A 23,222-nucleotide genomic window follows, 5' to 3' on the forward strand; every position below is an offset into this window, starting at 1 on the left:
ATTTGGCAAACCTAAGCTTTTATTTTAAGGTTATTTGTATCATATTTAAAAATAGCTCCCGCAATATTAGTATTAAGGTATAGCAGTGGATTGGTTAAAAGAAGAACAAGACATACCTACTTTTGTCTCGAACGGCACTTGGAAAGTTTTACTCGTAGACGATGAAGAAAGTGTTTTGTCGTCAACGGCTTTAACCCTTGGTTCATTTACTTTTGAGCATAAAAAACTAGAATTTATCTTAGCGTCTTCAGGTGAAGAAGCTAAACAAATCCTTAGAGAAAGAGACGATATCGCGCTAATTTTCCTTGATGTTGTGATGGAAACGGATGAAGCGGGTTTAGACGTTGTACAGTATTTAAGAAACGATCTTAACAATCATTATAGCCGCGTTGTTTTAAGAACCGGACAACCAGGTTTTGCACCTATAGACGATGTCTACCGAGATTTTGATATTGATGGTTACCTACCTAAAGTCAAAGCGACAAAACAAGTCCTGCAACATGCCCTATATATCGCGCTGCGAAGTTATCGAGATTTAACAAGAATACAAGACTATCAAAAAGGGTTAGAAGCACTCATCAACTCTATTACCAACTTAAATCAATTAGATGATGTGCTGAGTGTTTCTCAGGCCATTATGATGCAGTTAAACAGTGTCCTTTCCGCGATCCAAAGCGGCTTTGTTTTGTCTATTGATAGTATTTTTACTTGCGCTGATTCTAACAAGCCCCTGTGGCGTATTTTTGTCGATAAACACAGCAGTCAAGTTTTAACCAAAAACAGTGGTCCTGACTTAATCAACGAGCAACAAAACTACCTTTCAGAAAAAGCATTAACACTAAAAGAAAGCTTTACTGAGCAAGATTATTACGTCCATTACTACCGCTCGAATAGAGGCACCGAAACAGTATTCATGCTTAAATCTGAGCAAAAGCTAATTGAGCCAACCATAAAATTATTGCACGCTTTTTCGATACAAGTTGTATTGATTTTAGAAAACTTATCGAAGCAGGAGAGCTAGATGCAAAACGTCAATGAGCAAATATCAAATATAATCAGTAACTTAAAATCATCATGGGGTGATGACTTTTATAGCCACTTATTATTACAACTCAACAGTGTAATAAAAGCTGACTATCTTTTTATCGCGAAATTAAATGATGCTCAAGACATGTCGACAACCATATGCTTAGTTGCCGGCAACGAAGTAGTCGATAACTTTTCTTATGACTTACTAGACACGCCATGCGCTGATGTTAGCGATGATTCTGTATGTGTTTATCAATCTGGCGTGTGTAATTTTTACCCTAAAGATCAACTTTTAGTAGATATGGGGATAGATGCTTATATTGGTACGCCTATTCACGAATCTTCTGGAAATACTGTTACCGGAATTATTGTCGCACTGTATAAAAATGAGATAAAAGACACCGACTGGATTGTCAACCTTTTTACGCTATTTTCAGGTCGTATCTCTGCAGAAATGGAGCGACAACAAAAAGAAAAAGAGCTGATTGCACTGAACGAAGAGCTAGAGCATATCGTTGAGGAGCGTACCAAAGCGCTACAGGCATCCGTAGATAATTTAAAGAACACACAAAAACAATTAGTTGAGCAAGAGAAAATGGCGTCTTTAGGTCAGCTTGTTGCCGGTGTCGCACATGAGATAAATACGCCTTTGGGCGTCGCGGTGCTGTGCAATTCGAATATAGGTGAACATGCTCTTGAACTAAAGAAAAAAACGGATGAAGGACAACTAACAAAGCAAGACTTAATAAAAATAACAGATTCAATTATTAAATCACACAATGCCTTGACCACTAATTTAGACAGGGCCGCTGATTTGATTTCGGATTTTAAACTTGTTGCAGTTGAGCGAAGCTCAGACGACATTATTGAAATAGCTCTGAACAAATGGTTTGAGACCATCCTATCCAGTTTAAAAATACTTCTGAGAAAGGCGCATATTGAACTTACCTTTAACAAACTCCCTTCAGATATCGTGATAAAAACAATTCCTTCAAAACTTGGTCAAGTAGTTACTAATATTGTCACGAATGCTATTAACCATGCATTTGAAGAAATAAAGACCCCTCGCCTTGAAGTTAACCTATCAAATACGCCTGAAAAAGTGCTTATTGAAGTTAAAGATAACGGTGTTGGCATGACAGAAGAGATGCTAAAAAATATCTATGAACCCTTTTATACCACCAAAAGAGGCTGTGGCGGTACAGGTTTAGGACTTAATATTGTTTACGGGATTGTAAACGGCGCATTGAACGGTGAAATATCGGTATCATCTTCACCAGGTGAAGGAACATCTTTTGTGATATCCCTTCCTCAAGACTGCTCGAATTGATTGTCAAGCTCTAGCGCATTCATCGCAATGACCGCTTGCGTGCGATTTCTAACATTGAGCTTTTTGAAAATCGCCGTAGCATGGGCTTTGATAGTCGCTTCAGAGACATTGAGATCATAAGCTATTTGCTTATTCAACATTCCCTGAGCAAACATCATTAAAATTTTGTATTGTTGGTTCGTTAAACTCGCAATGCGTTGGGCAATATCTTGATTTGCCATTGGCTCTGGTGCTTTAAAATGTTCAGGCATCCAAACATTACCGGCGAGCACGTCGACAATCGCTTGGCAAATTGTTTCTACCGGTGTTGATTTAGGAATAAACCCTGAGGCACCATACTCGATCGCTTTAGCCATAGTTTCATCGTCTTCATGAGCCGAAATGATCACAACAGGAATTTGCGAAAAATGGCTGCGAATATTAATTAAATTAGTGAAGCCGTGAGCACCAGGGATGTGAAGATCTAGTAGTAGCAAGTCCGCTTCTGGTGATGTTTTTATCTGATTTTCGAGCTCTTCGACATTTTGCGCTTCAAGCCACTGAGTTTGCGTAAACTTAGTTTTTAACGTCTCCAATAAGGCGTGACGAAATAAAGGGTGATCATCAGCTATAATTATTTTTTCTGGCTGAAACATGAGATTCTCTTTTCAATATTCCTACTACAAGTATAACGCGTTTTTAACATAACTTTATTAGACTAAAGTCTAAGTAGATCAAATAACAGATTATTAAAATCTAAAATAATCAGACAAAAAAAGAGCTACCCAAGGGTAGCTCTTTTTCATTCAATCGACTAGTTTTTCAAAAGAAAAATTATGCGCCTTTAGCAGCAGCGATTTGCGCTTCTACTTCAGCAGCGAAGTCTTCTTCTTTCTTCTCGATACCTTCACCAACTTCTAAACGAACGAAAGTTGATACAGTTACGCCTTTCTCTTTTAAGATGTCACCAACAGTGCGCTTTGGCTCCATGATGAAAGGTTGACCAGTTAAAGAAATTTCACCAGTGAATTTCTTCATACGGCCAGTAACCATTTTCTCAGCGATTTCTGCAGGCTTGCCTTCGTTCATCGCGATTTCGATTTGGATAGCTTTTTCTTTTTCTACCACGTCAGCTGGTACGTCTTCAGGGTTAACGAACTCTGGCTTAGACGCAGCTACGTGCATAGCGATGTGCTTTAATGTTTCAGCGTCGCCTTCACCAGCAACTACAACACCAATTTTAGCACCGTGCTTGTAAGATGCTGCAGCACCGTCTACGTAAGCTACACGACGAACATTGATGTTCTCACCGATTTTAGCAACTAATTCGATACGCTCTTCTTCGAACTTAGCTTGTAAGTCTTCGATAGAAAGTTTTTCAGCAGCAGCAACGTCTGCTACTTTGTTAGCGAATGCTAAGAAGTTGCTGTCGCCAGCTACGAAGTCAGTTTGACAGTTAACTTCAACTAATGCGCCATCTTTAATGATGATTTGACCTTCAGCAGCGATGTTACCAGCTTTTTTAGCCGCTTTCGCTTGACCTGATTTGCGCATGTTTTCGATTGCAAGTTCCATGTCACCGTCAACTTCTTGAAGTGCTTTCTTACAATCCATCATACCTGCGCCAGTGCGGTCGCGTAATTCTTTTACTAATGCAGCAGTAATTGCCATGAGTAAATTCCTCAATATAAAAAGAGTTAAATGCGAAGCAACACCTCGCATTTTAGATTAAAAAAGGTTTATTTGGTGAGCTTATTCAGCTTCAACAAAACCGTCTTTTTCAGCAGCAACAGCGATGTTCTGCTCACGACCTTCAATTACTGCGTTAGCAGCTGAGTCAGTGTATAAAGTGATTGCGCGAATCGCATCATCGTTACCTGGAACGATGTAGTCAACACCATCTGGGTTAGAGTTAGTATCAACAACAGCAATTACAGGAATACCTAAGTTGTTTGCTTCTTTAATAGCAATGTGCTCGTGGTCAGCATCGATAACGAAGATAGCATCTGGTAAGCCACCCATGTTTTTGATACCACCTAAGCTCTTCTCAAGCTTTTCCATTTCACGTGTACGCATTAATGCTTCTTTCTTAGTTAAAGCATCGAAAGTACCGTCTGTGCTTTGCGTTTCAAGATCTTTTAAACGCTTGATAGATTGACGAACTGTTTTCCAGTTAGTCAACATACCACCTAACCAACGGTGGTCTACGTAGAATTGATCACATTTGATTGCTGCTTCACGAACTGATTGAGATGCAGCACGCTTTGTACCAACGAATAAGATTTTACCTTTCTTAGCGCTAACGCCTGATAAGAAAGCTAAAGCTTCGTTGAACATAGGAACAGTTTGTTCTAAGTTGATGATATGAACTTTATCACGAGCACCGAAGATGTAAGACTTCATTTTCGGGTTCCAGTAACGAGTTTTGTGACCGAAGTGAACACCCGCTTTAAGCATATCGCGCATAGAAACGTTTGGCATGATTTTTCCTCTTGGGGTTAAGCGTCCATACATCCGATATACACGACTCTTGGCAGCATATTCTCTATGCTTTGAGCACCCCGGTATACCTTTGCAAGATGTATGTGAGTTTAAATATATACTGGCACAACATTATGACAGTACGGTTAAATAGTTTTGCTAAATGCCACACTAAGTGAATGATTAGTGTTTTTAGCGGCGCATTTTATACCATAACTTTGACAAATTAACTAGTCATTTTGCTTGTTTAGCTAAAATAAATGACAAATAAATTGCCAAAATTTACGCTTGTGTGATAGCCAATGTTTTGAGAAACAGATAAAATTGGCGGCTTAACAACTTTTTTAAAAATTTATGGCTGATATATGAACGCTGAATTGATCTTTATTTATGATTCACATTGCCCGTGGAGTTATGCGGCAACACCGCTTGTTGAAGCAATTGCCCAAGCCTACCCTGATATTAAACTCAACCTTTGGCATTGTGGTCACTATCAAGGCGATCAAACCCTAGCCCAAGCGCTAGTAAAAAACGTTGAAGCTGATAGCAATAAACGTTTTGCTAGTAAGTATGTTGAGCCAATGCCATTTGAACCAGATTCAACCATGGCAGCGAATTTAACGGCATGGGCAAATAACAAAGCCAACCATCAAGCACTTGAGTTGCTTAAGCTCATTCAAAAATCTCATTTTGAAGATGCCCTTCCGATGTCGAGTAAAGATGAGCTAATGGCTATTTGTCAGCAATTAAAAATGTCACCACCGGCCAAAGTGTTCAAAGATGACGCATTTTCGAAAGATGCCGAATTTATTATGCAGGATATATTTGATTTACAAGAGGTAATTGGCACGCAGTCAATTCCAGCGTTGTTGTTAGCGTTTGACGATAATTTGGTATTGTTAAACCACAATTTGTATTTGAAAAAGCCTAGCGCCATTGTCGAAGCCGTAAAACTTGAACTTAACGCGTAGAACGCCAGTAAAAACACAGAGAATTCAATGACTATTAACATTAAAACACCTGATGAAATCGAAAAAATGCGCGTAGCTGGCAGATTAGCTGCCGAAGTGTTAGAAATGATCGAGCCACATGTTAAAGCAGGTGTCACCACTGATGAACTCAACACCATTTGTGCTGAGTATACCGAAAAAGTACAAGAAGCGATTTCTGCACCACTTAATTACCACGGTTTCCCAAAATCCATTTGCACTTCGGTAAATCATGTCGTTTGTCACGGTATTCCAAACGATGAACCACTTAAAGATGGCGATATTATCAATATTGATATTACCGTCATCAAAGACGGCTATCACGGCGATACTTCAAAGATGTTTTTAATCGGCGATGTTAGTCCTGAAGATCGTCGCTTATGCCGTATCACCCAAGAAGCGCTATACGTTGGCTTGAAAAAAGTAAAACCTGGTGTCGCTTTTGGCGAGATTGGCGCAGCCATTCAAAAATTTATTAAGAAATCTGGTCGCTTTGGTATTGTTAAAGAGTATTGTGGCCACGGCATTGGCGCAGAATTTCACGAAGAACCACAAATTGTTCACTATAAAAACAATGACCGCACCAAGATGGCTGAAGGTATGTGTTTTACCGTAGAGCCAATGATCAATGCTGGTAAAGCGGGCACCGTGTTAGATAAAGAAGATAATTGGACGGTTTATACCGTTGATGGCAAAAAATCTGCGCAGTGGGAACACACCATTGTTGTCACCAAAACCGGTTGTGAGATTTTAACCCATCGCAGTGACGATACCATTGCAAAGGTACTAGTTAACTAGTACCTTTTTACTTTCTTACCATTAACATAAAGCAATCGATAACAAGAATTATTCATCATATGAGCGCTTATATTCCATCACATTATTTCGATACCTTTTCGATCACCGCGCCTGTGTTGTCGATTAAAGACATCTGTGAGCAAAACCAAGTGTTCTCACAATGGTTGCTAGCCCAGTTCGATTTGCAAGATACTGAAAACTTAGTAAAAGCGCGTGCACAATATGTTGATCTCGTCCTGTCTAAGCTTTGGTGCCAACACCAACTCGATGAATATCAAGTCAGCCTAATCGCGGTAGGTGGTTATGGTCGTGCGGAATTACACCCGCACTCAGACGTCGATATATTATTGTTGACGCAAAAAAAGCTCGATAAAACACTTGAAGACAAAATTGGTCAGTTTATTACCCAGTTATGGGATGTCAGGCTCGATATCGGCCACAGTGTTCGCGATATCAAAGAGTGTATAAGACAAGCGGTCGACGATGTCACTATTGCCACTAATTTGATGGAAATGCGTTTGATTAGTGGTTGTCGCAATTTATATGAGCAATTACAGCCCTTATTACAACAAGACGTATTTTGGCGCTCCGACAAATTTTTCATCGCTAAGCGCGAGGAACAAAAGCAACGCCACGAACAATATCACGGCGCCGCTTATACGCTTGAGCCGAATTTAAAAGCCAACCCCGGCGGGCTAAGAGATATTCAAACCATTGCTTGGGTGGCTAAACGTCACTTCTTAGCTGATTCAATGGAAGAGTTGGTTGAACACGACTATTTAACCCGTAATGAATACTACGAGCTATTAGAGTGTCAAGACTATTTGTGGCGGATGCGCTTTGCCCTCCACTATGTAGCAGGTCGCAGTGAAAACCGCTTACTGTTTGATTACCAAGCTGATGTTGCCAAAATGATGGGCTTTGGCGATCACGGTAAGCAAGCGGTAGAAAAAATGATGAAACGCTTTTTCCGCCTGATTGCTCGTATTGCTGAACTTAATAAAATGCTGCTGCACCGATTTGAGCGCACGTTATTGGGCGCAGAGCACGCACCTAACATTACGGTTATCGATGACGACTTTATTGTTGAAGATGGCTTAATGAAGATCACCCGTAGCCGGTTATTTAGTCGCTCGCCTAAAATCATCGAAATGTTTTTGAAAATAGCCCAAACACCTGAGGTTAAGGATTTGCACCCTGAAACCTTGCGATTACTGCGCAATGCTCGTCGCCGATTGATTTCTCGCCTCAACGACTATCAAGCTTGTCGTACTATGTTTGTCGAGTTAATCAGGCACCCAAGAGGATTAGGGCTCGCCTTTAGCTTAATGCATCGTCATTCAATACTTGGCGCCTATTTACCGCAGTGGCGCGACATTGTTGGTCAGATGCAGTTTGATCTATTCCACGCTTATTCTGTTGATGAGCACAGTTATCGACTGATCAAGAATTTGTACCGTTTCTCTCAACCAGAGCACAATCACGAATTTCCGCTTTGTAGCAAAATTGTCCAACGTACTCGAAAACCTGAACTGCTTTATTTTGCGGGTATCTTCCATGATATCGCGAAAGGCAGAGGTGGTGATCACGCAAAACTTGGTGCCGCAGATGCACTCGAATTTGCTCAAGAGCACGGCCTTAACAAACACGATGGCCGGATGATTTCATGGTTAGTCGAACAACACTTATTGATGTCGGTGACCGCACAACGCAAAGATATTTCAGACGAGACTGTGATCAAAGATTTTGCCGAAATCGTCCGTGATGAAGCGCGATTAGATTTGCTATACTGCTTAACCGTCGCCGATATGCGAGCAACGAATGAAAGCTTGTGGAATAGTTGGAAAGCCAACCTGTTAGAAGAGTTATACAACGCTACTAAACGCGCCTTTAGGCTCGGCTTGGAAAAACCCGTTGATTTACGTGCCAAAATCCGTGAAAACCAAGCACAAGCAATGGAGTTGCTGACAACACAAGAAATAACCGAAGAAGACGTTAAAAAATGTTGGAAGCATTTTAAATCGGATTACTTCCTGCGTTATACCCCAGATCAAATCAAGTGGCACACTCGCAACATCATCAATAAACAAGATGACGGGCCAATGGTACTAATCAGCCCTAAGCCATATCGCGGCGGTACTGAAGTATTTGTTTACACCAAAGAGCAACCTCACATATTTGCTCGCACCGTTGCCCTACTCGGTAACAAAAAGCTATCAATTCACGATGCCAAAATTATTACCAGTAAGAACGGCTATACACTCAATACCTTTGTCATTTTAGATCAGCGCAATAAACCGATCGACGATACCCATCGCGCACAAGAAATCGTCGATTCGATTAAGCGCATTTTGTGTAAAGAGTCGACGGCGCAAATTCCAGTGCAACCAGTACCACAAAAGAACAAGCAATTTGTCGTTAACACTGTCGTAAACTACTCAAAAACCAGTAGTAAAAACCGAACGATGTTAGAAATCATCGCAATGGACAGACCGGGCTTACTGGCAAGTATTGGTCAAGTATTCCAAGACTTAAAAATTCACATTCACTCTGCCAAAATCACGACCTTTGGTGAGCGTGCAGAAGACGTATTTACCGTATCAAATGAGCATGGCACAACCCTAAACGAAGCTGAGCAAGAGCAGCTGCGTCAAAGACTGTGTAATGATTTGGTATAAATTCATTCAACCATTAATTGGACAAATAGATGAGCGAATTACAAACAATTATCGAGGCAGCGTTCGAAGAGCGCATGTCAATTACCCCTAACTCAGTGAGCACAGAAGTTAAAAATGCCGTATTAGATGCATTAGAGATGCTTAATAATGGCTCAGCACGTGTTGCTGAAAAAATTGCTGGTGAATGGGTTGTACACCAATGGCTGAAAAAAGCCGTATTACTGTCGTTCCGGATTTGGGATAACGAAGTGGTTGATGGTGGCGAAAGCAAATACTTCGATAAAGTACCATTAAAATACAACGACTACAGCCAAGCCATGTTTGAAGCTGATGGCGTGCGCATCGTACCACCAGCAACCGTTCGCACGGGCTCTTACGTTGGTAAAAATGTTGTCGTTATGCCTAGTTATGTAAATATTGGCGCATACGTTGATGAAGGCACCATGGTCGATACATGGGCAACTGTGGGTTCATGTGCACAAATAGGTAAAAACGTACACTTATCTGGCGGCGTTGGTATTGGTGGTGTATTAGAGCCCTTACAAGCGGGCCCGACTATTATTGAAGATAACTGTTTTATCGGCGCGCGCTCTGAGATTGTTGAAGGTGTTGTCGTTGAAGAAGGCGCAGTGATCTCAATGGGTGTTTACATTGGCCAAAGCACGCGCATTTTTGATCGCGAAACCGGTGAAGTGCACTATGGCCGTGTTCCAGCTGGCTCTGTAGTTGTCCCGGGTAATCTTCCATCAAAATGCGGTACCTACAGCCTATATGCAGCAATTATCGTCAAAAAAGTTGATGCAAAAACTCGCGCAAAAGTAGGAATTAATGCCCTACTTCGTTCAGTTTCAGAAGAGTAATTGACGAGATACCCGCCTTCGCGGGCATGACGTTATTCTACGTTAAAATTTACGATAAAAAATGCCACATTTACTGTGGCATTTTTTATCGGTGGTACTGAGCTCGGCTATCACTTTTCACGCCAAGATTCTTTCAACCTTTCTAAAATAGAAATAATTGGCGCTATGCTATTTGCTGAGTTATTTTTTTGACAGTCATAAAAATAACTTAGCTAAAACAAAAGGATAAAAAGTAAAATCAGACATGGCATAACATCTGCAGAAGACCAATTATTGGTTTCAATGTGAAGAATTTCACAACGACAAAAAGATGTTTGGTTATGAATACAAGTAAAGTTTTTATCGCAATAATAATGCTAGTTTTGTTATCGGCTTGTCAGTCAACAAACTACGCAAGCTCAGTAAAAAATGAGCAAAACATCAATTATTCAACGCCCCATCACAATGATGCCAACTCAGCAATGACAAAACCCATTGTTTTGGCCTCATTCAAGTCAAGAAACAAGCAAAAAACAAAACGCATCCATAACAGCGATAGTCAATTAGCGTATTCATTAGCTAACCGTCACATCCCAAAAGACCAGCTGATGATGCTAGCATTTGAGCAAAATCGTCAGCAAAGTATCTATGTTCAAACGGGTTTCTTTGTCGATATTCGCGGTAGCCAAGCGCAAGATCCAGGTAATAATAGTGCTCAATTGGCTTGGCAACACAATGATGCCAACGCCAAAACGATTACTGGGCCAAAGTAATCGACCAACCTAATTGCTCAAATACTGTTAGCCACTGACTGTCGAAGTCAGCTTCTATCACCAAGTGTTGGCCTGTTACAGGGTGTGCAAAGCTCAACGTTCTAGCGTGTAACATCAAGCGCTTAAAGCCAAAAAACTGATGAAAAAACGGATTTTGTTTGTTATCGCCGTGATTAATATCGCCAATGATTGGATAGCGCAAATGCGATAAATGTCGGCGAATTTGGTGTTTCCTGCCGGTTTGCGGCATTAACTTAACCAAACTATACCTAACACTCGGATATTTACCTACCGCGATGGGTAGCGTCGCTGTCGCAATCGATTGATAGTGAGTAACTGCACTTTGCGCCGCCTTATCTTGCCTGGCAAACTTATCGGCGATTTTATCATGTTGCTCTTTAAGCGGATAATCAATGATGCCATCACCTAATAGGTGGCCACGCGTTAAGGCGAAATATGTTTTATCAACCTGCCTAGCCGAAAACTTTTCATTCATTTGACGGGCTACGCCTTCAGTTAACGCAAACAGTAAAACCCCCGAAGTAGGCCTGTCTAAACGGTGCACTGGGTAAACATATTGTCCAACCATGTCACGTACCAGTTGCAAGGCAAAGTACTTTTCATGACGATCTAAATAACTACGGTGAACAAACAGCCCAGCAGGTTTATTCACTGCGACTAGATAATCGTCTTGATATAAGATGGTTAGTTGCGGTTTATCGCCATCAATTGATTCAAGATCACAGGTTGGCTTTCCATTCATGGGGCAGTTAGATTGAACCATTTACTCGGTTAATGTCATTTAAAATTGAGGCGATATTATCTATAATGCCGACAAATTTTGATAGCACTAAATTTCATGAGCACTATAGATACTATTTCTGATCTTCTTAACTTCTCAGGCAGCCAATTTCGCGTTTTTGATATCGGTCGCCGAATTGATAAGATTTCAAAAACAGACTTTGAAAAAATAGAAACCTGCCAGTTACCGTACCCATTTCCAATACAAGGTCACGCTCATATCGCAATCGCCTTTTGGCAAAAATCTTCGAAGACGCCTTATTTGTGGTTTATAAAATTACCGCTTGATGAACGAGGCTTATTAAATCAGGGTGCTCGCAACCACTTTATTGCCATTATTGTTGAAGCGCTAGGTAATGACTTAACCGTTGACCCAACCGAGCAGCAAGAAGAGCTATTAAAAAGTAACCCTTATCACTTTACGCCAGCGCAATACAAACTCGCCTCGTTAAATGCCAAGTTAACCGTTGAATTAAAGCAAAAAGCTAGCAGCTACTACGAGCATGCACAGCACTACTTTTCAGGTAATTTAGGTTGGGATGATTGGCAGTCACTTGGGGTGCAAGGTATTGCTGACTTTGCGGCGAGATTATCGAATAACGAAAACGAACAAGCGTTAATTAACGCACTCGCACATATCCCACTTCAAGTGTTTAGCGTGCTCGCAAGTGCGCTTGAAAACGAGGCTTTATCGGCAAAAATGATTGAACGCTTGATTAAGCGGTATCACAGCGCTCAAACCCCTGATGAAAAACAACAAGCATTGCGAGCACTTGCCTCAAACTGCCAGCACCCGCATGTTGTTGCCCTCATTGCTTCATTGCTTAGTGCAGAAAATCGAGCGCAAAGTCAGGTGCTATTACCTGCGGATTTATTGATCATTATCTCGGGAAGATGTTGGCAAGCACTAGCACAGGGCGATATGATGATGCTGTATTTAGAGCAACTGGCGAAACTAAATGATACAAACTTGTTCAGTGCAATATTTAAAGATATGGTATCAATACCACTATTAAGGCACATTGTGCTTGCTGCAATTCGCTCTGAAAATCGCAGTGAACAATTGGCCAAGGCGATTGGTCAGTTATTTAATCAAGCCGGTAGCCATTAGTTGATGATTAAACGAACATAGTCATGGAAAATATCTATTATTTACTCTTCGCATTTTTAATTTTTTGGTATTTTATTTACCTGAGAAAAATCGCGGAAGCAGGTAAAAAGCACGTATTGCTTTATTGCCAGCAAAATCAATTACAGTTTATCGATGTCGCTCGTCGCTCTAGCCGACTGAGCTTTAACAAGCGCGATGGATTGTTCTGGCAAAGTATTTTTGATTTTCATTTTAGTGGTGACGGTGAAGCCGCCTACCAAGGCGTGATGACGTTAAAAGGCTTGAAAGTTCAAGACATTACCACCCCTGCATTTAGAGTACATTAACCTTAGTTTTACGTAATTTTGGAGAGCACCTTGCCGTTAATTCAATCGCTGTTCTGTCTAAAAGGCAAAGACAATAGAACCCGTTTTTTTATCATACAAGTTAGCATCACCATGCTATTTGTTGTCTTCAATACTGTATTAGCTGAAAACCCATTGGTTATGGTAGTCTGCGCACTTTTGTTAAGTGTTATTAGCGGTTTAGCTGCTCTTCGTCGCGCCAATGATGCCAATCAAAGCAATAAACTTCTGTTAGCACCTAGCTTATTGTTTTTTGTCACCTGTTTACTGATTATTTTTACACAAAGCTCTGGCTTCATGTTCGCTCTCATCCTGCCATTTTTGAGTCAGTTATATCTGTTAACCTTTAGCGGACAAAACGCAGAGCTATCGTACCATCTAGGCTACAGCGGCCCTGTTGATTTAACCGCTAACGCAGCTCATTATCAGCAAGCAAGTATTCGTCGAGTAGAGCCTACATTGGCTGGCAACCTCTCAGGAACGATCGACAACACAACGATCGACAACACAACGATTGATAACAATCAATTTACCGAGCCTTCACAGCAGCAAGACGCACATTTTAAAGTGCCAGTTACACATGCTGCACAAGACGATATTGGTGAGCAAATTCGTGAATTTCTCCTTACCCATAAGCAAAAATTAGCCATTTCGCTTGGTGTTTTGATGTTAGGCGTATTAGTCGTCATAGTGACAGCAAACACTGAGCCAGAACAAACAGTAGTTGTTGAGGAAGTAGAAGCTCCAAACTTGAATAGTGACATAATCGAGCAAGCTAATATCGTTGAGTTAAGCGACGGTTTTAGTATCGCTTCTAACCCATATCAAGGCATTGTCATATCTTGGCAAGCGGACGATACCTTGCGCACCGAGCTTTGGAACATTGCAACAGGTAAAGGGGATGAAAGCTGCCAACAGTTAGTTTTCAACAACAATCAAGGGATTAGAACAGCTCAAGTACAGGTAAAAAATAATTCAACTTACTACGCTGTATTTTCACCGCTAGATAGTCATGAATTAGTCAATCAATTAGCAAAACGCGGCAGTTTTAAGCTTTGTGGTTATGACTTTTCTCTTAAAGGTAGCCAAGCAGCACTTGGCAAAGTTAACTATTACGGTAACTTGCTCAGTTATTAATTAACGGAAAAAAAAGGCTAGCGTCAAAGCTAGCCTTTATCTCATCAATCATAGAACACGTTATTTAGCCTTTCGACGAAAGCCCAATAGCATCAACATCGTACCGAACAGAACAACTGTTGAAGGCTCTGGTACAGACACAGAGTCAGTATCGAAAGTAATAGCTGTCATCGAAACATTAGTTGTTTGACCTTGTACGCCACCATAGTTAATACCCGTAACAAAAGCCATGTCGTCGGTAGGATCTAACTCGAGGCTCGGATTAATACCGCGAATCTCAAATTCACTGACCATATCCCCTAAGCTCCAGAAATAACTATCACCAGCCATTAATGTCGCAATAAACGCACCATCTACCCAAAGTTCATAGCCATCAATATCATTGACCGATGCTAACGAAGGCATAGTAACTTCGGTGAAGTAGCCGTCTGAGATTGCATATGCGTAACCTACTGAAACAATTGGGTCAATCCAAATGGTTTGTTCAGGTACTGGTGGTAAATCGAAGTTAAATGCACCGTTTTCATCAGGTTCACCATTATTGGGTAAAATAGGGATAAATTCACTTTGGCCTTCGCCGCCAAACGCCGCTAAAAAGACAGCTGAATCTACTGCGCTATCCCCTGTATCAGCGATAATAATATCAAAGACGTTGTTGGTTGAGCCTGGTACAACGGGTATATCAAAACGCAATAATGGATTGCCATTGGGTTGCAGGAAGCCATTTAGTGGTGCCCCTTCAAGAGGCCCCATATCAGGATGATTAATATTTACCGCTAATGGTGTATCACCTGGCGCCGCCCCCGTTTCTTGGACCGCTGCAAAGTTTTGACCATTTAAATACAGACCAAAACCGTCAATGAAACCTGAACCAACAAAATCAGGAAATTCATTTGAGCCAAACGCGCCTAGAAACGATAAAGTATCTGTGTTCGCGTCAACGTCAAAGGTAATGGTTAATTGTGCAACATCATTGTGTTGAAACCCAGGACTGTTGCCCGAAGTAATAGGATCTAAGAGGTTCTCCTGAGCTTCAGTGGCGGCTGAACCCGGCGAAATAACGATATTCTGCCCTGTTGGACCAGCAGAGAGAATTGATACTGCACCAAATTCACCAAAACATTCTTCGCCTTCACATTCACCTGGACCATCGCCTGGTCCTTCGCCAGGACCTTCTACAGGATAATTCAAATCTAAGACATTACCCGTACTTAATACGATACCAGGGCTTGGTAAACCCGTGACACCTGTATCACCGTCGTAAACACCGGTAGCGATACCTGTCGAACTCAAATCAACATTGGTCACATTAATACCAGTAGTGCCATTGAGTGTAAGAATATTCGACAATGTAATGCCATCACTTTCTGACGTTATTACTTCAGCGTATGTAGGGAGCGCTGCGAACAATCCTGCAGCAATTAGGGGGAGTGTTTTTTTTGTATTCATGTTAACTCTATTCCTTAAGTAAAACCTGCGAATTCAAAGCAAAAGCTGTTCCATATACCAAAACCTCCGTTTTATAAGGGTTTTATTATTACCTTGAGTATTATGTGTAAAAAAATCGAACACTAAAACAACTGAATAACTCAAAGCACTTGCACAGATTAAGTTTTGCCAGATAGACTAGAGTAGTAACATTCAATGGACGATATTTATGCTAAAAAAAATTTTCTTACCCATCAGCCTTAGTCTTATAGCTTTTAGTAGTGCGACTTGGTCGGCTGATAATAATGGACAATTTGCGGTCGATGGTGCTGGTGCTCAACAATGCAGTATTTACACCAACGCATGGGAGCAAAACACCCGTGATTTATATGTTTTTATCGGTTGGCTCGACGGATATATCAGTAGCCAAAACCAATCAACTGAGAACACCTTTGATCTCACGCCGTGGCAAACCAGTGAAACTATGGCGAGTTTAGTTTATAAAGCCTGCAAAAATGCACCTGACGATAGCTTTCTAGTAGCCACCATTAAAGTGTTGCGATTTATTGCTCCGACTAAGCAACTTGCCCAAACGGCGCTAATAAAAGTTGATGTTGGCGAGCAAAGTGTCTACTTATACCAACAAACAATCGATGAAATTCACCTTAAATTGCAGGCCCTTGACTACCTAAAGCCGGGAACGCCATCTAGCTTTGGTAGCCATAGTGAGCAAGCATTAAAACAATTTCAAGATAAAAATGACCTTGCGGCGACAGGCTTTCCTGACCAAAAAACGCTGCTCATGTTATTGCTTGGTAAAGTAAAGTAACCGATAAATTAAAGCGCTTACCAAACAAGCGGTAAACGCTTTACTTTCTAGGCAACGAAACAGCCAACGAACACATTGTCAGACTTAGCTTAAGTGCTACTTAAGTTGCTCAATAATAGCAACATATTCATCAGGCATCGTTCGATGTACATTGTGCCCTGTTTTAAGCTCGTAATATTGCCAGTTGCGTTGTTTTGCTCGCTGAGCAAACATGAGAAAATCATCATCTGACTGGTTTGGCTCTATCGTTAAAAGGTAACTTGATGGGATAGATTTGGCTTTATTAGTTAAGCTTATTGTCTGTTCAAAGGTCGCTATGGGGTGTGGAACATCTTTCCCCCAATCAGGCCAAAACGGTGGTATTGTCCATTCTTGACCTTTGTTATTAGCCGCTAGTTGGCGATATAAAGCGACTTCTTCAACCGAGATCAGACTAAACATAGATTCGCCATCTTCGGGCAGTATGGCGTCGACATATAGCAGGTGTGATATCCGCTCTGGTAGTTTGTCGGCCACGCCGGTTATTACCATACCGCCATAACTGTGGCCAACTAAGATTATATCTTTTAGCCCTTCAACCTTGATCAGATTGATAATATCTAAAATATGGGTATCGAGATTAATACCTGGATGGCTTAAATGCACACGTTCACCTAATCCTGTTAGCGTTGGGCGGTAAACTTGATAGCCTTTTTTCGTGAGCCTATCGCCGAGCGCTTGGTAATCCCAACCGCCGCCCCATGCGCCGTGAACAAAAACAATGGTACCTTGAGTTTTACTGAACGCGATAGATGAATATATGACGCTTAGTAGCACTAAAACAATTTTCATCTTAGCTCCTTGATTGACTAGTCATCGTTCTCAAGTTGAACGCCCTTGTGCTCGGCGCGCTTTCGCCATAGTTTTCTTGCGAGTTTTTGCATATCAACGTCGCGATCTTTCTCATCGACTATTTCAAAACCTAGTAGGGTTTCAATCACATCTTCTAAAGTGATAATACCTTGTACCGTACCGTATTCGCTTACCACTAACATAATATGTGAACGCTCTTCGACTAACTTGTCCATCACTTGGTTTAGCGGCAGTTTATCTGGTACTGCACGAATTGACCGCACGTAATTTGCCAACGGTTGTTTACCATTTTCTCGTGCTTGGGCCATTAATAGATCTGAGCGAAAAACATAGCCAATTATATTGTCGCTATCGCCCCGATATACCGGGATACGCGAAAAGAACACCTTGTCATACTTGTGAAAATACTCTTCAACTAAAAGGGTTTCAGATAGGGTAAACATCACGGTACGAGGTGTCATCGCATCTTTTACTTTGAGGGTTCTTACCAGTAACAAGTTTTGTAACAGTTGAGACTCTTGCTCTTCTAATTGGCCTTCTTCACTACTGACTTGCACCATCGCCGAAAACTCTTCACGGCTAAAACCTGATAAATTTTCGCCATTGTTGAAAAAGGATGTCAGGTATTCAGCCATTTTGATCAATGGGTATAGCGCCCAAACCATATACTTAAGAATATACGCCGATGCAGGTGCTAGTTGACGCCAATAATGTGCACCGATAGTTTTCGGAATAATCTCAGAAAAGACTAATATAAGTAGCGTTAAAATCGCCGAAAAAACACCTAAATAAGCATTGCCAAATACCGCTGCAGCTTGTGCACCTGCGCCAGCAGCGCCTATGGTGTGAGCAATGGTATTTAATGTCAGGATAGCTGATAGTGGTTGACTAACATTATCTTTCCATTTTTTATAAAGATGCCCTGAGGGACGATCGTCGTTAACTAGTGTGGTGATGTATGCTGTATTAACGCTAAGTAAAACCGCTTCTAATACAGAGCAGAGAAATGAAACGCCGATAGCTAAAACAATATATAAAATTAATAAACTCATCGATAACGCTCGAAAAAACACCTTAAGTCAATTGAACTAGTCAAATAATGGGGGTGAATAACCATAATTACAACAACCTTTTACCTTTCATTGCTTTACGAGTACAAAATATGAGTGCAGTGATCGCTTGTCAGCAAGCTTACGTAACGACAATAAAACATCTTAGTGATTTATTATGTTGATTAAACGTATTCTCGGCTACTTAGGTTTACTGCCCTTTCTAATAAGTTTAGCTGTTATTACCCAACAGCCCGACTTTTCATTAATAGACGGCGCGGAAAGTTTTATTATTTACTCAATCGTTATCGCCAGCTTTCTAAGTGGGGTGTTGTGGTTGCCTAACCAAAATTGCCAGCGAATTGACATTACTAGCAACGTCATCACAGTGGCTGCCTTTAGCTGCTTTTTCTTCCCGACATTACTGGCAGCTATAGCCCTAATCATCATTTATATCGCGTTATGGCGATATGAGAGACACCTCGTTGCGAGCGAACAAATAACAAGGCGAGAAAGCTACCTGTCGCTTCGAACACAACTCACCTTTTTTGTCGTTACTCTGCATTTGGTATACATAGCGTTGCTTTTGTAGTTGGTGTTAATTATGACTAAATTACTGATCTTTTATGATGGCCACTGTCCTCTTTGCTGTTATGAAATGACTAAGCTGTGCCAATACGATAACGACAAGCTAATAGCGCTTGTCGATATCCACGCTGATGAATTCAATCAATATGCCAATTTGCTAGATAAAAACACAGCACTAGCGCGGATCCATGCAATCTATCAGGGTGATCTAATTCAAGGGATAGACGTAAATTACTATGCTTGGCAAATAGCAGGTAAACCACATTATGTTTGGCCGTTGAAAGTGCCAGTACTCAGGCAAATAGCGCAAATAGGTTACTTGCTATTCGCACACTTTCGTCGCCCTATCTCTAAGCTTGCTAATAAACTCTTTAAGCTTGAGCAAGCTAATTGCCACCAAGGAGTTTGCTATGACAAACAATCGACAACTGATCATCGGCGCAAATAGTGAGATTGCAAAAGCAATTGCTAATGAAATAAAGAGTGAACAAGGCGACAACTTAATTGTTATCAGTCGCGATCTTAGTTATTACCAAGCATCAGCCTTTACCTTGACACAAAAATTAGCAGTGACATCGTATAATGAGCAAGAGATTGTCAGCGCAGTGGCGCAAATTGCTGATGATGTTTTAGCTAACGTTGATCAGGTGTTTATTTGCCATGGCCTGCTTCACACTGAGACCTTTAGCCCGGAAAAGCAATTGGCTAGCCTTAACGAGCATCAGTTTTGCCAAAGTATGCTATCCAATGCGCTAACGCCAATGCTCTGGTTAAAACATTTATCTGGCAAGTTAACACATAAGCCAACCTGCCAACTTGTGGTTTTTAGTGCTCGAATCGGCAGTATTTCGGATAATCAGCTCGGTGGCTGGTATAGTTATCGCGCGTCAAAAGCTGCGCTAAACATGCTATTAAAATCGGCGAGTGTTGAATTTCAACGCCGCAATAAAAACCTCAAGCTGATTGCCTTTCATCCGGGTACCACAGATACGCCACTGTCAAAGCCTTTTCAACGCAATGTCGCACCAGAAAAGCTGTTCAGCGCCAACTTTGTTGCTCAGCAACTGTTGTCATATTTGCCTGATTATCAAGCCGACGGTGAATTGAGTTACATTGACTGGCAAAACCAGTCAATTAGTTACTAGAGCGATATTTGCTGTTCGATATAACCAGCCCCAGCAGGCATGCCGCACATTTCGTCATAAGCGGTTTGCAGCTGAAACGAGGCAACGTGGTAATCATATAATTTTAACAACGACTTAGCTTCGTTTAATGAGTTACACACAGCAACCTGATCAAGTTGAGGTAAGTGCGTAAAATTACCTTGCTCATCCGTTGAGCCGACTAAGTAATGGGTGGCATCTGCCATACCTAAAATTGTTGCTCCTACCGCCATTTTCTTACCCTCGTGTTGATATAACAAATCGGTGTTATACCAAGCTCTTTAACTCGTTAGCCATTGAGTGACAACTTAAAGAAGCTGGTATTATTTATGGTTACGCATGGTTCCAACAAAACGATGACTTTTTAATCAATAATGGTTAAAAATGACTTGAGTCATTTATTAAACAAAGGTTTACTTTGATCGCTTAAAGCAGACTATGCGTAAGCTAAATGACTTAATTAAGAGAACTTTATATGAAGCATTTTTCTCAAACAGAACTACAGGCATTAGCAAAGCGATATCGCGCACAGCTAATCAATAGTCTATCTGGCTTTAAAAGCGCAAACCTAATAGCGACCAAAGATAACGACGGTCAAACCAACTTAGCAATTTTTAGCTCAGTGGTTCACTTAGGCGCATCACCAGCCCTTGTCGGATTTATCATGCGGCCAGATAGCGTGGAGCGGCATACCCTAGAAAATATCAGGCAAACCGGAAGCTATACGATTAATCATGTCACTGACAAAATACACAAGGCAGCTCATCAAACATCAGCTCGCTACCCAAAACAAGTATGTGAGTTTAAAGCAACAGGTTTAACGCCCCTATACGAGCGTGACATTTGGCCTCCTTTCGTTGAGGAAAGTCCAATTAGATACAGCGTAAGTTTAAGAGATATTTTACCGATAGAGCTTAACAATACCATGATGGTGATTGGAGAAATCACCGATATTTTTGTCTCTGAAAGTGCTATTCAACAAGATGGCTATATCGATATAGAAGGACTTAACACGCTTGCACTTAGCGGCTTAGACAGTTATCACAAAAGCGAACGACTCGCTCGATTAAGTTACGCTAAACCCGACATAACACCAATTGAAATACCTTTGGCTGGCAACGAGCCAAGATAAATCTTTGGCCAGTGCTTATTGCCAACCAATTCGCCACATGGTGGCGTCTTTTAAGTTACGCCAATTGATGGCGTAACTGTTTTTAGTTTTTATCGCTTCAATAATACACGTTTCGACATTTTGCATATCGTCGAACGTCACTTCAGTGATCATAAAGTGCTTTTCCTTATTCACCACTTGCTGCTTAGTCCATTTACTATGTAGTAGTTTTTTGGGATGTACCTGATTCATAAAGATATGCCCTCATCTGCTGCCATGGTTCCGCTCGCCTGCAATAACTTGCTTGAGCTAAAGGTCACAGAAAATATCTGTAAGGCGAACTCACCCGATACTTTTTTGTTGATCAAAAAGCCGACTTCTCGAATACGGCTTGCGCTGACTTTAGGTGCATTACTAATCACGCGGCCATGATATGTAGCGATAAATTTTTCGAGCGGAAAAGCAAGGTGTTGCCTAACACCCACTTGCGTATCAAAGGCTTGTTTGTAGTTAATTCGATAACCGTTAATATTGAGTGCTAAGCGCAACTGATAAGGTTGGCCATCACCCATAAAATCGACAAATACCGTATCTGTGTGCTGACTTAACCGCCCTATTGGTCGGTAAACAGAGGTAAAACCGCCATTATTTTCTGTAGAAACAAAACCGCTAAATACACCGTGATCAGCCTTAAACACTATATCCCCAGAGCTTTTGCCTCCCATAACGCCATCGTTGGTTATACGCCAAAAACCCTGCTCACTGAGCTTTAGGTCTAGCTTCATTGTTTTTTCTATCATCCAGTTTTCACCGTTTGCTTGTTGCGTGAGTGTTTGCTCTGCACTGTTCAAGCTGTAACTAGCAACTAAACCCGACATCACAGCCAAAAACACCAGTAAAATAATTAAGTATTTCATTTGCTTACTCTGCCTACCGATAAGCTGTCAACATGCGGTTAATTTTTTTATTGAGTAAGTCAAAGCTCTCTTCTTTTTCAAAATCTAACTTGTATTTACCGTGAAAGAGTATCGTAATAGTCACGTCTTTGTAGCTGAGCCAACAGGTGTAGCCGTCAAAGTCGTGCCACGCTTTAATGCCATCAAGTTCATAACCTGTCGCTGACTTCTGCCCCTTGGCAGTCACGATATTGAACGCTTCTAGAAAGTGCCTTTTCTCTTGTATTTTTGTCGCCATACTTACTCCGAAATGGCTAGTGTAGTTATGCTTACATTACGCTGACACATGGCGCTGCGATCAATAAACAATTCGAATCTGAACCAAACCGCTTATTTTGGCGTAAACTAGTGTATTAGCTAACAAAAAGGACAAAGCATGCGCTTTTTAATCACAACATTTTTTACCCTGATTATCGCTGGTTGCAGTACGACATATCCGAACAAAGATATCACCGGACAAACCTTTCCAACGGTAAACGGACAATCGCTAGAAGAGCAGCCTTATGTTATTCCGGCAGATTTTGATAACGACTTTACCCTGCTACTCATTGGCTACAAACAAGACTCTCAGTTTGATATCGATCGTTGGTTGATTGCCCTCGATTTTACCGAAACCCAAGTACCTGTGTACGAGCTACCGACGATTCAAGGTATGTTCCCACGTATGTTCAGCACGGTGATCGACAACGGGATGCGTAAAGGAATTCCAAAGCCATTATGGAAAGGCGTGATCACAATTTATAAAGACGGCGACACGGTGCAGCAGTTTACTGGCAACGAAAACCCTAACAATGCGCGTGTGGTGTTAATCGATAGAGCAGGAAAAATTCTTTATTTTTACGATCAAGGGTTTGGCGTAGATGCCCTAAAAGAAATCAGGGCAATTGTGATGCCTGATCGTAATAGTAATAGCAATTGAAACAAACAAAGATTAGACACAGAGCTGGTTGATAATAG

General features: G+C 41.2%; 27 protein-coding genes. 16 read left to right on the forward strand and 11 right to left on the reverse strand.

Annotation, left to right across the window (positions count from 1 at the left end):
• Positions 1–85 precede the first annotated feature (85 nt).
• Both LP316_RS12490 and LP316_RS12495 read left to right on the forward strand, forming a co-directional pair.
• Positions 86–1,021 (forward strand): DUF3369 domain-containing protein, encoded by a 936-nt coding sequence (locus LP316_RS12490; RefSeq protein ID WP_193021485.1) that lies wholly within the window; start codon positions 86–88, stop codon positions 1,019–1,021.
• Complete coding sequence (locus tag LP316_RS12495) at positions 1,022–2,359, forward strand: ATP-binding protein (RefSeq protein ID WP_193021486.1); 1,338 nt, start codon at positions 1,022–1,024, stop codon at positions 2,357–2,359.
• Here the strand turns inward: LP316_RS12495 and LP316_RS12500 are convergent.
• From LP316_RS12500 to rpsB, 3 genes are all read right to left on the reverse strand, one after another.
• Entirely contained in the window at positions 2,341–2,994 is a 654-nt protein-coding gene (locus LP316_RS12500) for a response regulator transcription factor (protein WP_193021487.1), read from the reverse strand. The genes LP316_RS12495 and LP316_RS12500 overlap by 19 nt on opposite strands.
• Positions 2,995–3,172: 178 nt before the next feature.
• A complete protein-coding gene (tsf, locus tag LP316_RS12505; protein WP_193021488.1) occupies positions 3,173–4,009 on the reverse strand; it encodes a translation elongation factor Ts in 837 nt (278 codons plus the stop codon).
• A gap of 81 nt (positions 4,010–4,090) precedes the next feature.
• Positions 4,091–4,819, reverse strand: a complete 729-nt coding sequence (rpsB, locus tag LP316_RS12510) for a 30S ribosomal protein S2 (RefSeq protein ID WP_193021489.1) — start codon at positions 4,817–4,819, stop codon at positions 4,091–4,093.
• Between the two features lie 365 nt (positions 4,820–5,184).
• On the opposite strand from rpsB, the gene LP316_RS12515 reads away from it, so the two are divergent.
• The 5 genes from LP316_RS12515 (at position 5,185) to LP316_RS12535 (ending at position 10,896) form a co-directional block, all read left to right on the forward strand.
• Complete coding sequence (locus tag LP316_RS12515) at positions 5,185–5,790, forward strand: hypothetical protein (protein WP_193021490.1); 606 nt, start codon at positions 5,185–5,187, stop codon at positions 5,788–5,790.
• Positions 5,791–5,817: 27 nt separating this feature from the next.
• On the forward strand, positions 5,818–6,606 hold the full coding sequence (gene map, locus LP316_RS12520) for a type I methionyl aminopeptidase (RefSeq protein WP_193021491.1): 789 nt from the start codon (positions 5,818–5,820) through the stop codon (positions 6,604–6,606).
• Between the two features lie 101 nt (positions 6,607–6,707).
• The gene (gene glnD / locus LP316_RS12525; protein ID WP_413470678.1) at positions 6,708–9,284 is read left to right on the forward strand and encodes a [protein-PII] uridylyltransferase; all 2,577 of its coding nucleotides are present in this window, start codon (positions 6,708–6,710) and stop codon (positions 9,282–9,284) included.
• Positions 9,285–9,313: 29 nt separating this feature from the next.
• Complete coding sequence (gene dapD, locus LP316_RS12530; protein ID WP_193021493.1) at positions 9,314–10,144, forward strand: 2,3,4,5-tetrahydropyridine-2,6-dicarboxylate N-succinyltransferase; 831 nt, start codon at positions 9,314–9,316, stop codon at positions 10,142–10,144.
• 320 nt (positions 10,145–10,464) lie between these two features.
• Entirely contained in the window at positions 10,465–10,896 is a 432-nt protein-coding gene (locus tag LP316_RS12535; RefSeq protein WP_193021494.1) for a hypothetical protein, read from the forward strand.
• Here LP316_RS12535 and truC read toward each other — a convergent pair.
• Positions 10,880–11,659, reverse strand: coding sequence for a tRNA pseudouridine(65) synthase TruC (truC, locus tag LP316_RS12540; RefSeq protein WP_193021495.1), 780 nt, complete (start codon positions 11,657–11,659; stop codon positions 10,880–10,882). The two genes, LP316_RS12535 and truC, sit on opposite strands and share 17 nt — an antisense overlap.
• A 96-nt stretch (positions 11,660–11,755) precedes the next feature.
• Between truC and LP316_RS12545 the strand changes: the two genes are divergently transcribed.
• From LP316_RS12545 to LP316_RS12555, 3 genes are read left to right on the forward strand one after another with little or no spacing between them, the layout of a single operon-like run.
• Positions 11,756–12,808: a DUF3549 family protein gene (locus LP316_RS12545; RefSeq protein WP_193021496.1), complete on the forward strand. Its 1,053-nt coding sequence runs from the start codon at positions 11,756–11,758 to the stop codon at positions 12,806–12,808.
• Between the two features lie 23 nt (positions 12,809–12,831).
• Positions 12,832–13,134 (forward strand): DUF3301 domain-containing protein, encoded by a 303-nt coding sequence (locus LP316_RS12550; protein ID WP_193021497.1) that lies wholly within the window; start codon positions 12,832–12,834, stop codon positions 13,132–13,134.
• 30 nt (positions 13,135–13,164) lie between these two features.
• A complete protein-coding gene (locus tag LP316_RS12555) occupies positions 13,165–14,289 on the forward strand; it encodes a hypothetical protein (RefSeq protein WP_193021498.1) in 1,125 nt (374 codons plus the stop codon).
• Positions 14,290–14,349: 60 nt separating this feature from the next.
• Here LP316_RS12555 and LP316_RS12560 read toward each other — a convergent pair whose 3' ends face one another.
• On the reverse strand, positions 14,350–15,738 hold the full coding sequence (locus LP316_RS12560; protein WP_193021499.1) for a choice-of-anchor L family PEP-CTERM protein: 1,389 nt from the start codon (positions 15,736–15,738) through the stop codon (positions 14,350–14,352).
• Positions 15,739–15,946: 208 nt separating this feature from the next.
• Between LP316_RS12560 and LP316_RS12565 the strand changes: the two genes are divergently transcribed.
• Positions 15,947–16,546 carry a peptidoglycan-binding domain-containing protein gene (locus LP316_RS12565; RefSeq protein ID WP_193021500.1) on the forward strand — a complete coding sequence of 200 codons (600 nt, stop codon included), beginning with the start codon at positions 15,947–15,949 and terminating at the stop codon, positions 16,544–16,546.
• Between the two features lie 96 nt (positions 16,547–16,642).
• On the opposite strand, the gene LP316_RS12570 is transcribed toward LP316_RS12565, so the two are convergent.
• Positions 16,643–17,377, reverse strand: a complete 735-nt coding sequence (locus LP316_RS12570; RefSeq protein ID WP_193021501.1) for an alpha/beta fold hydrolase — start codon at positions 17,375–17,377, stop codon at positions 16,643–16,645.
• 17 nt (positions 17,378–17,394) lie between these two features.
• On the reverse strand, positions 17,395–18,450 hold the full coding sequence (locus LP316_RS12575) for a CNNM domain-containing protein (RefSeq protein ID WP_193021502.1): 1,056 nt from the start codon (positions 18,448–18,450) through the stop codon (positions 17,395–17,397).
• 175 nt (positions 18,451–18,625) lie between these two features.
• Here LP316_RS12575 and LP316_RS12580 point away from each other — a divergent pair, with 175 nt between their 5' ends.
• From LP316_RS12580 to LP316_RS12590, 3 genes are read left to right on the forward strand one after another with little or no spacing between them, the layout of a single operon-like run.
• Positions 18,626–19,039 carry a DUF3429 domain-containing protein gene (locus LP316_RS12580; protein WP_193021503.1) on the forward strand — a complete coding sequence of 138 codons (414 nt, stop codon included), beginning with the start codon at positions 18,626–18,628 and terminating at the stop codon, positions 19,037–19,039.
• 12 nt (positions 19,040–19,051) lie between these two features.
• Positions 19,052–19,483 (forward strand): thiol-disulfide oxidoreductase DCC family protein, encoded by a 432-nt coding sequence (locus LP316_RS12585; protein WP_193021504.1) that lies wholly within the window; start codon positions 19,052–19,054, stop codon positions 19,481–19,483.
• On the forward strand, positions 19,446–20,180 hold the full coding sequence (locus LP316_RS12590; protein ID WP_193021505.1) for an SDR family NAD(P)-dependent oxidoreductase: 735 nt from the start codon (positions 19,446–19,448) through the stop codon (positions 20,178–20,180). The genes LP316_RS12585 and LP316_RS12590 overlap by 38 nt, the downstream gene beginning before the upstream one ends.
• Here LP316_RS12590 and LP316_RS12595 read toward each other — a convergent pair.
• Positions 20,177–20,431, reverse strand: coding sequence for a DUF6482 family protein (locus LP316_RS12595; RefSeq protein WP_193021506.1), 255 nt, complete (start codon positions 20,429–20,431; stop codon positions 20,177–20,179). The genes LP316_RS12590 and LP316_RS12595 overlap by 4 nt on opposite strands.
• Before the next feature lie 242 nt (positions 20,432–20,673).
• On the opposite strand from LP316_RS12595, the gene LP316_RS12600 reads away from it, so the two are divergent.
• Complete coding sequence (locus LP316_RS12600; RefSeq protein WP_193021507.1) at positions 20,674–21,330, forward strand: flavin reductase family protein; 657 nt, start codon at positions 20,674–20,676, stop codon at positions 21,328–21,330.
• Positions 21,331–21,345: 15 nt separating this feature from the next.
• Here LP316_RS12600 and LP316_RS12605 read toward each other — a convergent pair whose 3' ends face one another.
• From LP316_RS12605 to LP316_RS12615, 3 genes are read right to left on the reverse strand one after another with little or no spacing between them, the layout of a single operon-like run.
• The gene (locus LP316_RS12605; RefSeq protein WP_193021508.1) at positions 21,346–21,561 is read right to left on the reverse strand and encodes a TIGR02450 family Trp-rich protein; all 216 of its coding nucleotides are present in this window, start codon (positions 21,559–21,561) and stop codon (positions 21,346–21,348) included.
• Complete coding sequence (locus LP316_RS12610; protein ID WP_193021509.1) at positions 21,558–22,226, reverse strand: CIA30 family protein; 669 nt, start codon at positions 22,224–22,226, stop codon at positions 21,558–21,560. Before LP316_RS12610 ends, LP316_RS12605 begins: the two co-directional genes overlap by 4 nt.
• Positions 22,227–22,239: 13 nt before the next feature.
• Positions 22,240–22,503 carry a DUF3081 family protein gene (locus tag LP316_RS12615; protein WP_193021510.1) on the reverse strand — a complete coding sequence of 88 codons (264 nt, stop codon included), beginning with the start codon at positions 22,501–22,503 and terminating at the stop codon, positions 22,240–22,242.
• A 138-nt stretch (positions 22,504–22,641) separates the two neighbouring features.
• Between LP316_RS12615 and LP316_RS12620 the strand changes: the two genes are divergently transcribed.
• Positions 22,642–23,184, forward strand: coding sequence for a hypothetical protein (locus LP316_RS12620; RefSeq protein WP_193021511.1), 543 nt, complete (start codon positions 22,642–22,644; stop codon positions 23,182–23,184).
• Positions 23,185–23,222 lie beyond the last annotated feature (38 nt).

The organism is Thalassotalea sp. LPB0316, from assembly GCF_014898095.1.
Classification (GTDB): domain Bacteria; phylum Pseudomonadota; class Gammaproteobacteria; order Enterobacterales; family Alteromonadaceae; genus Thalassotalea_G.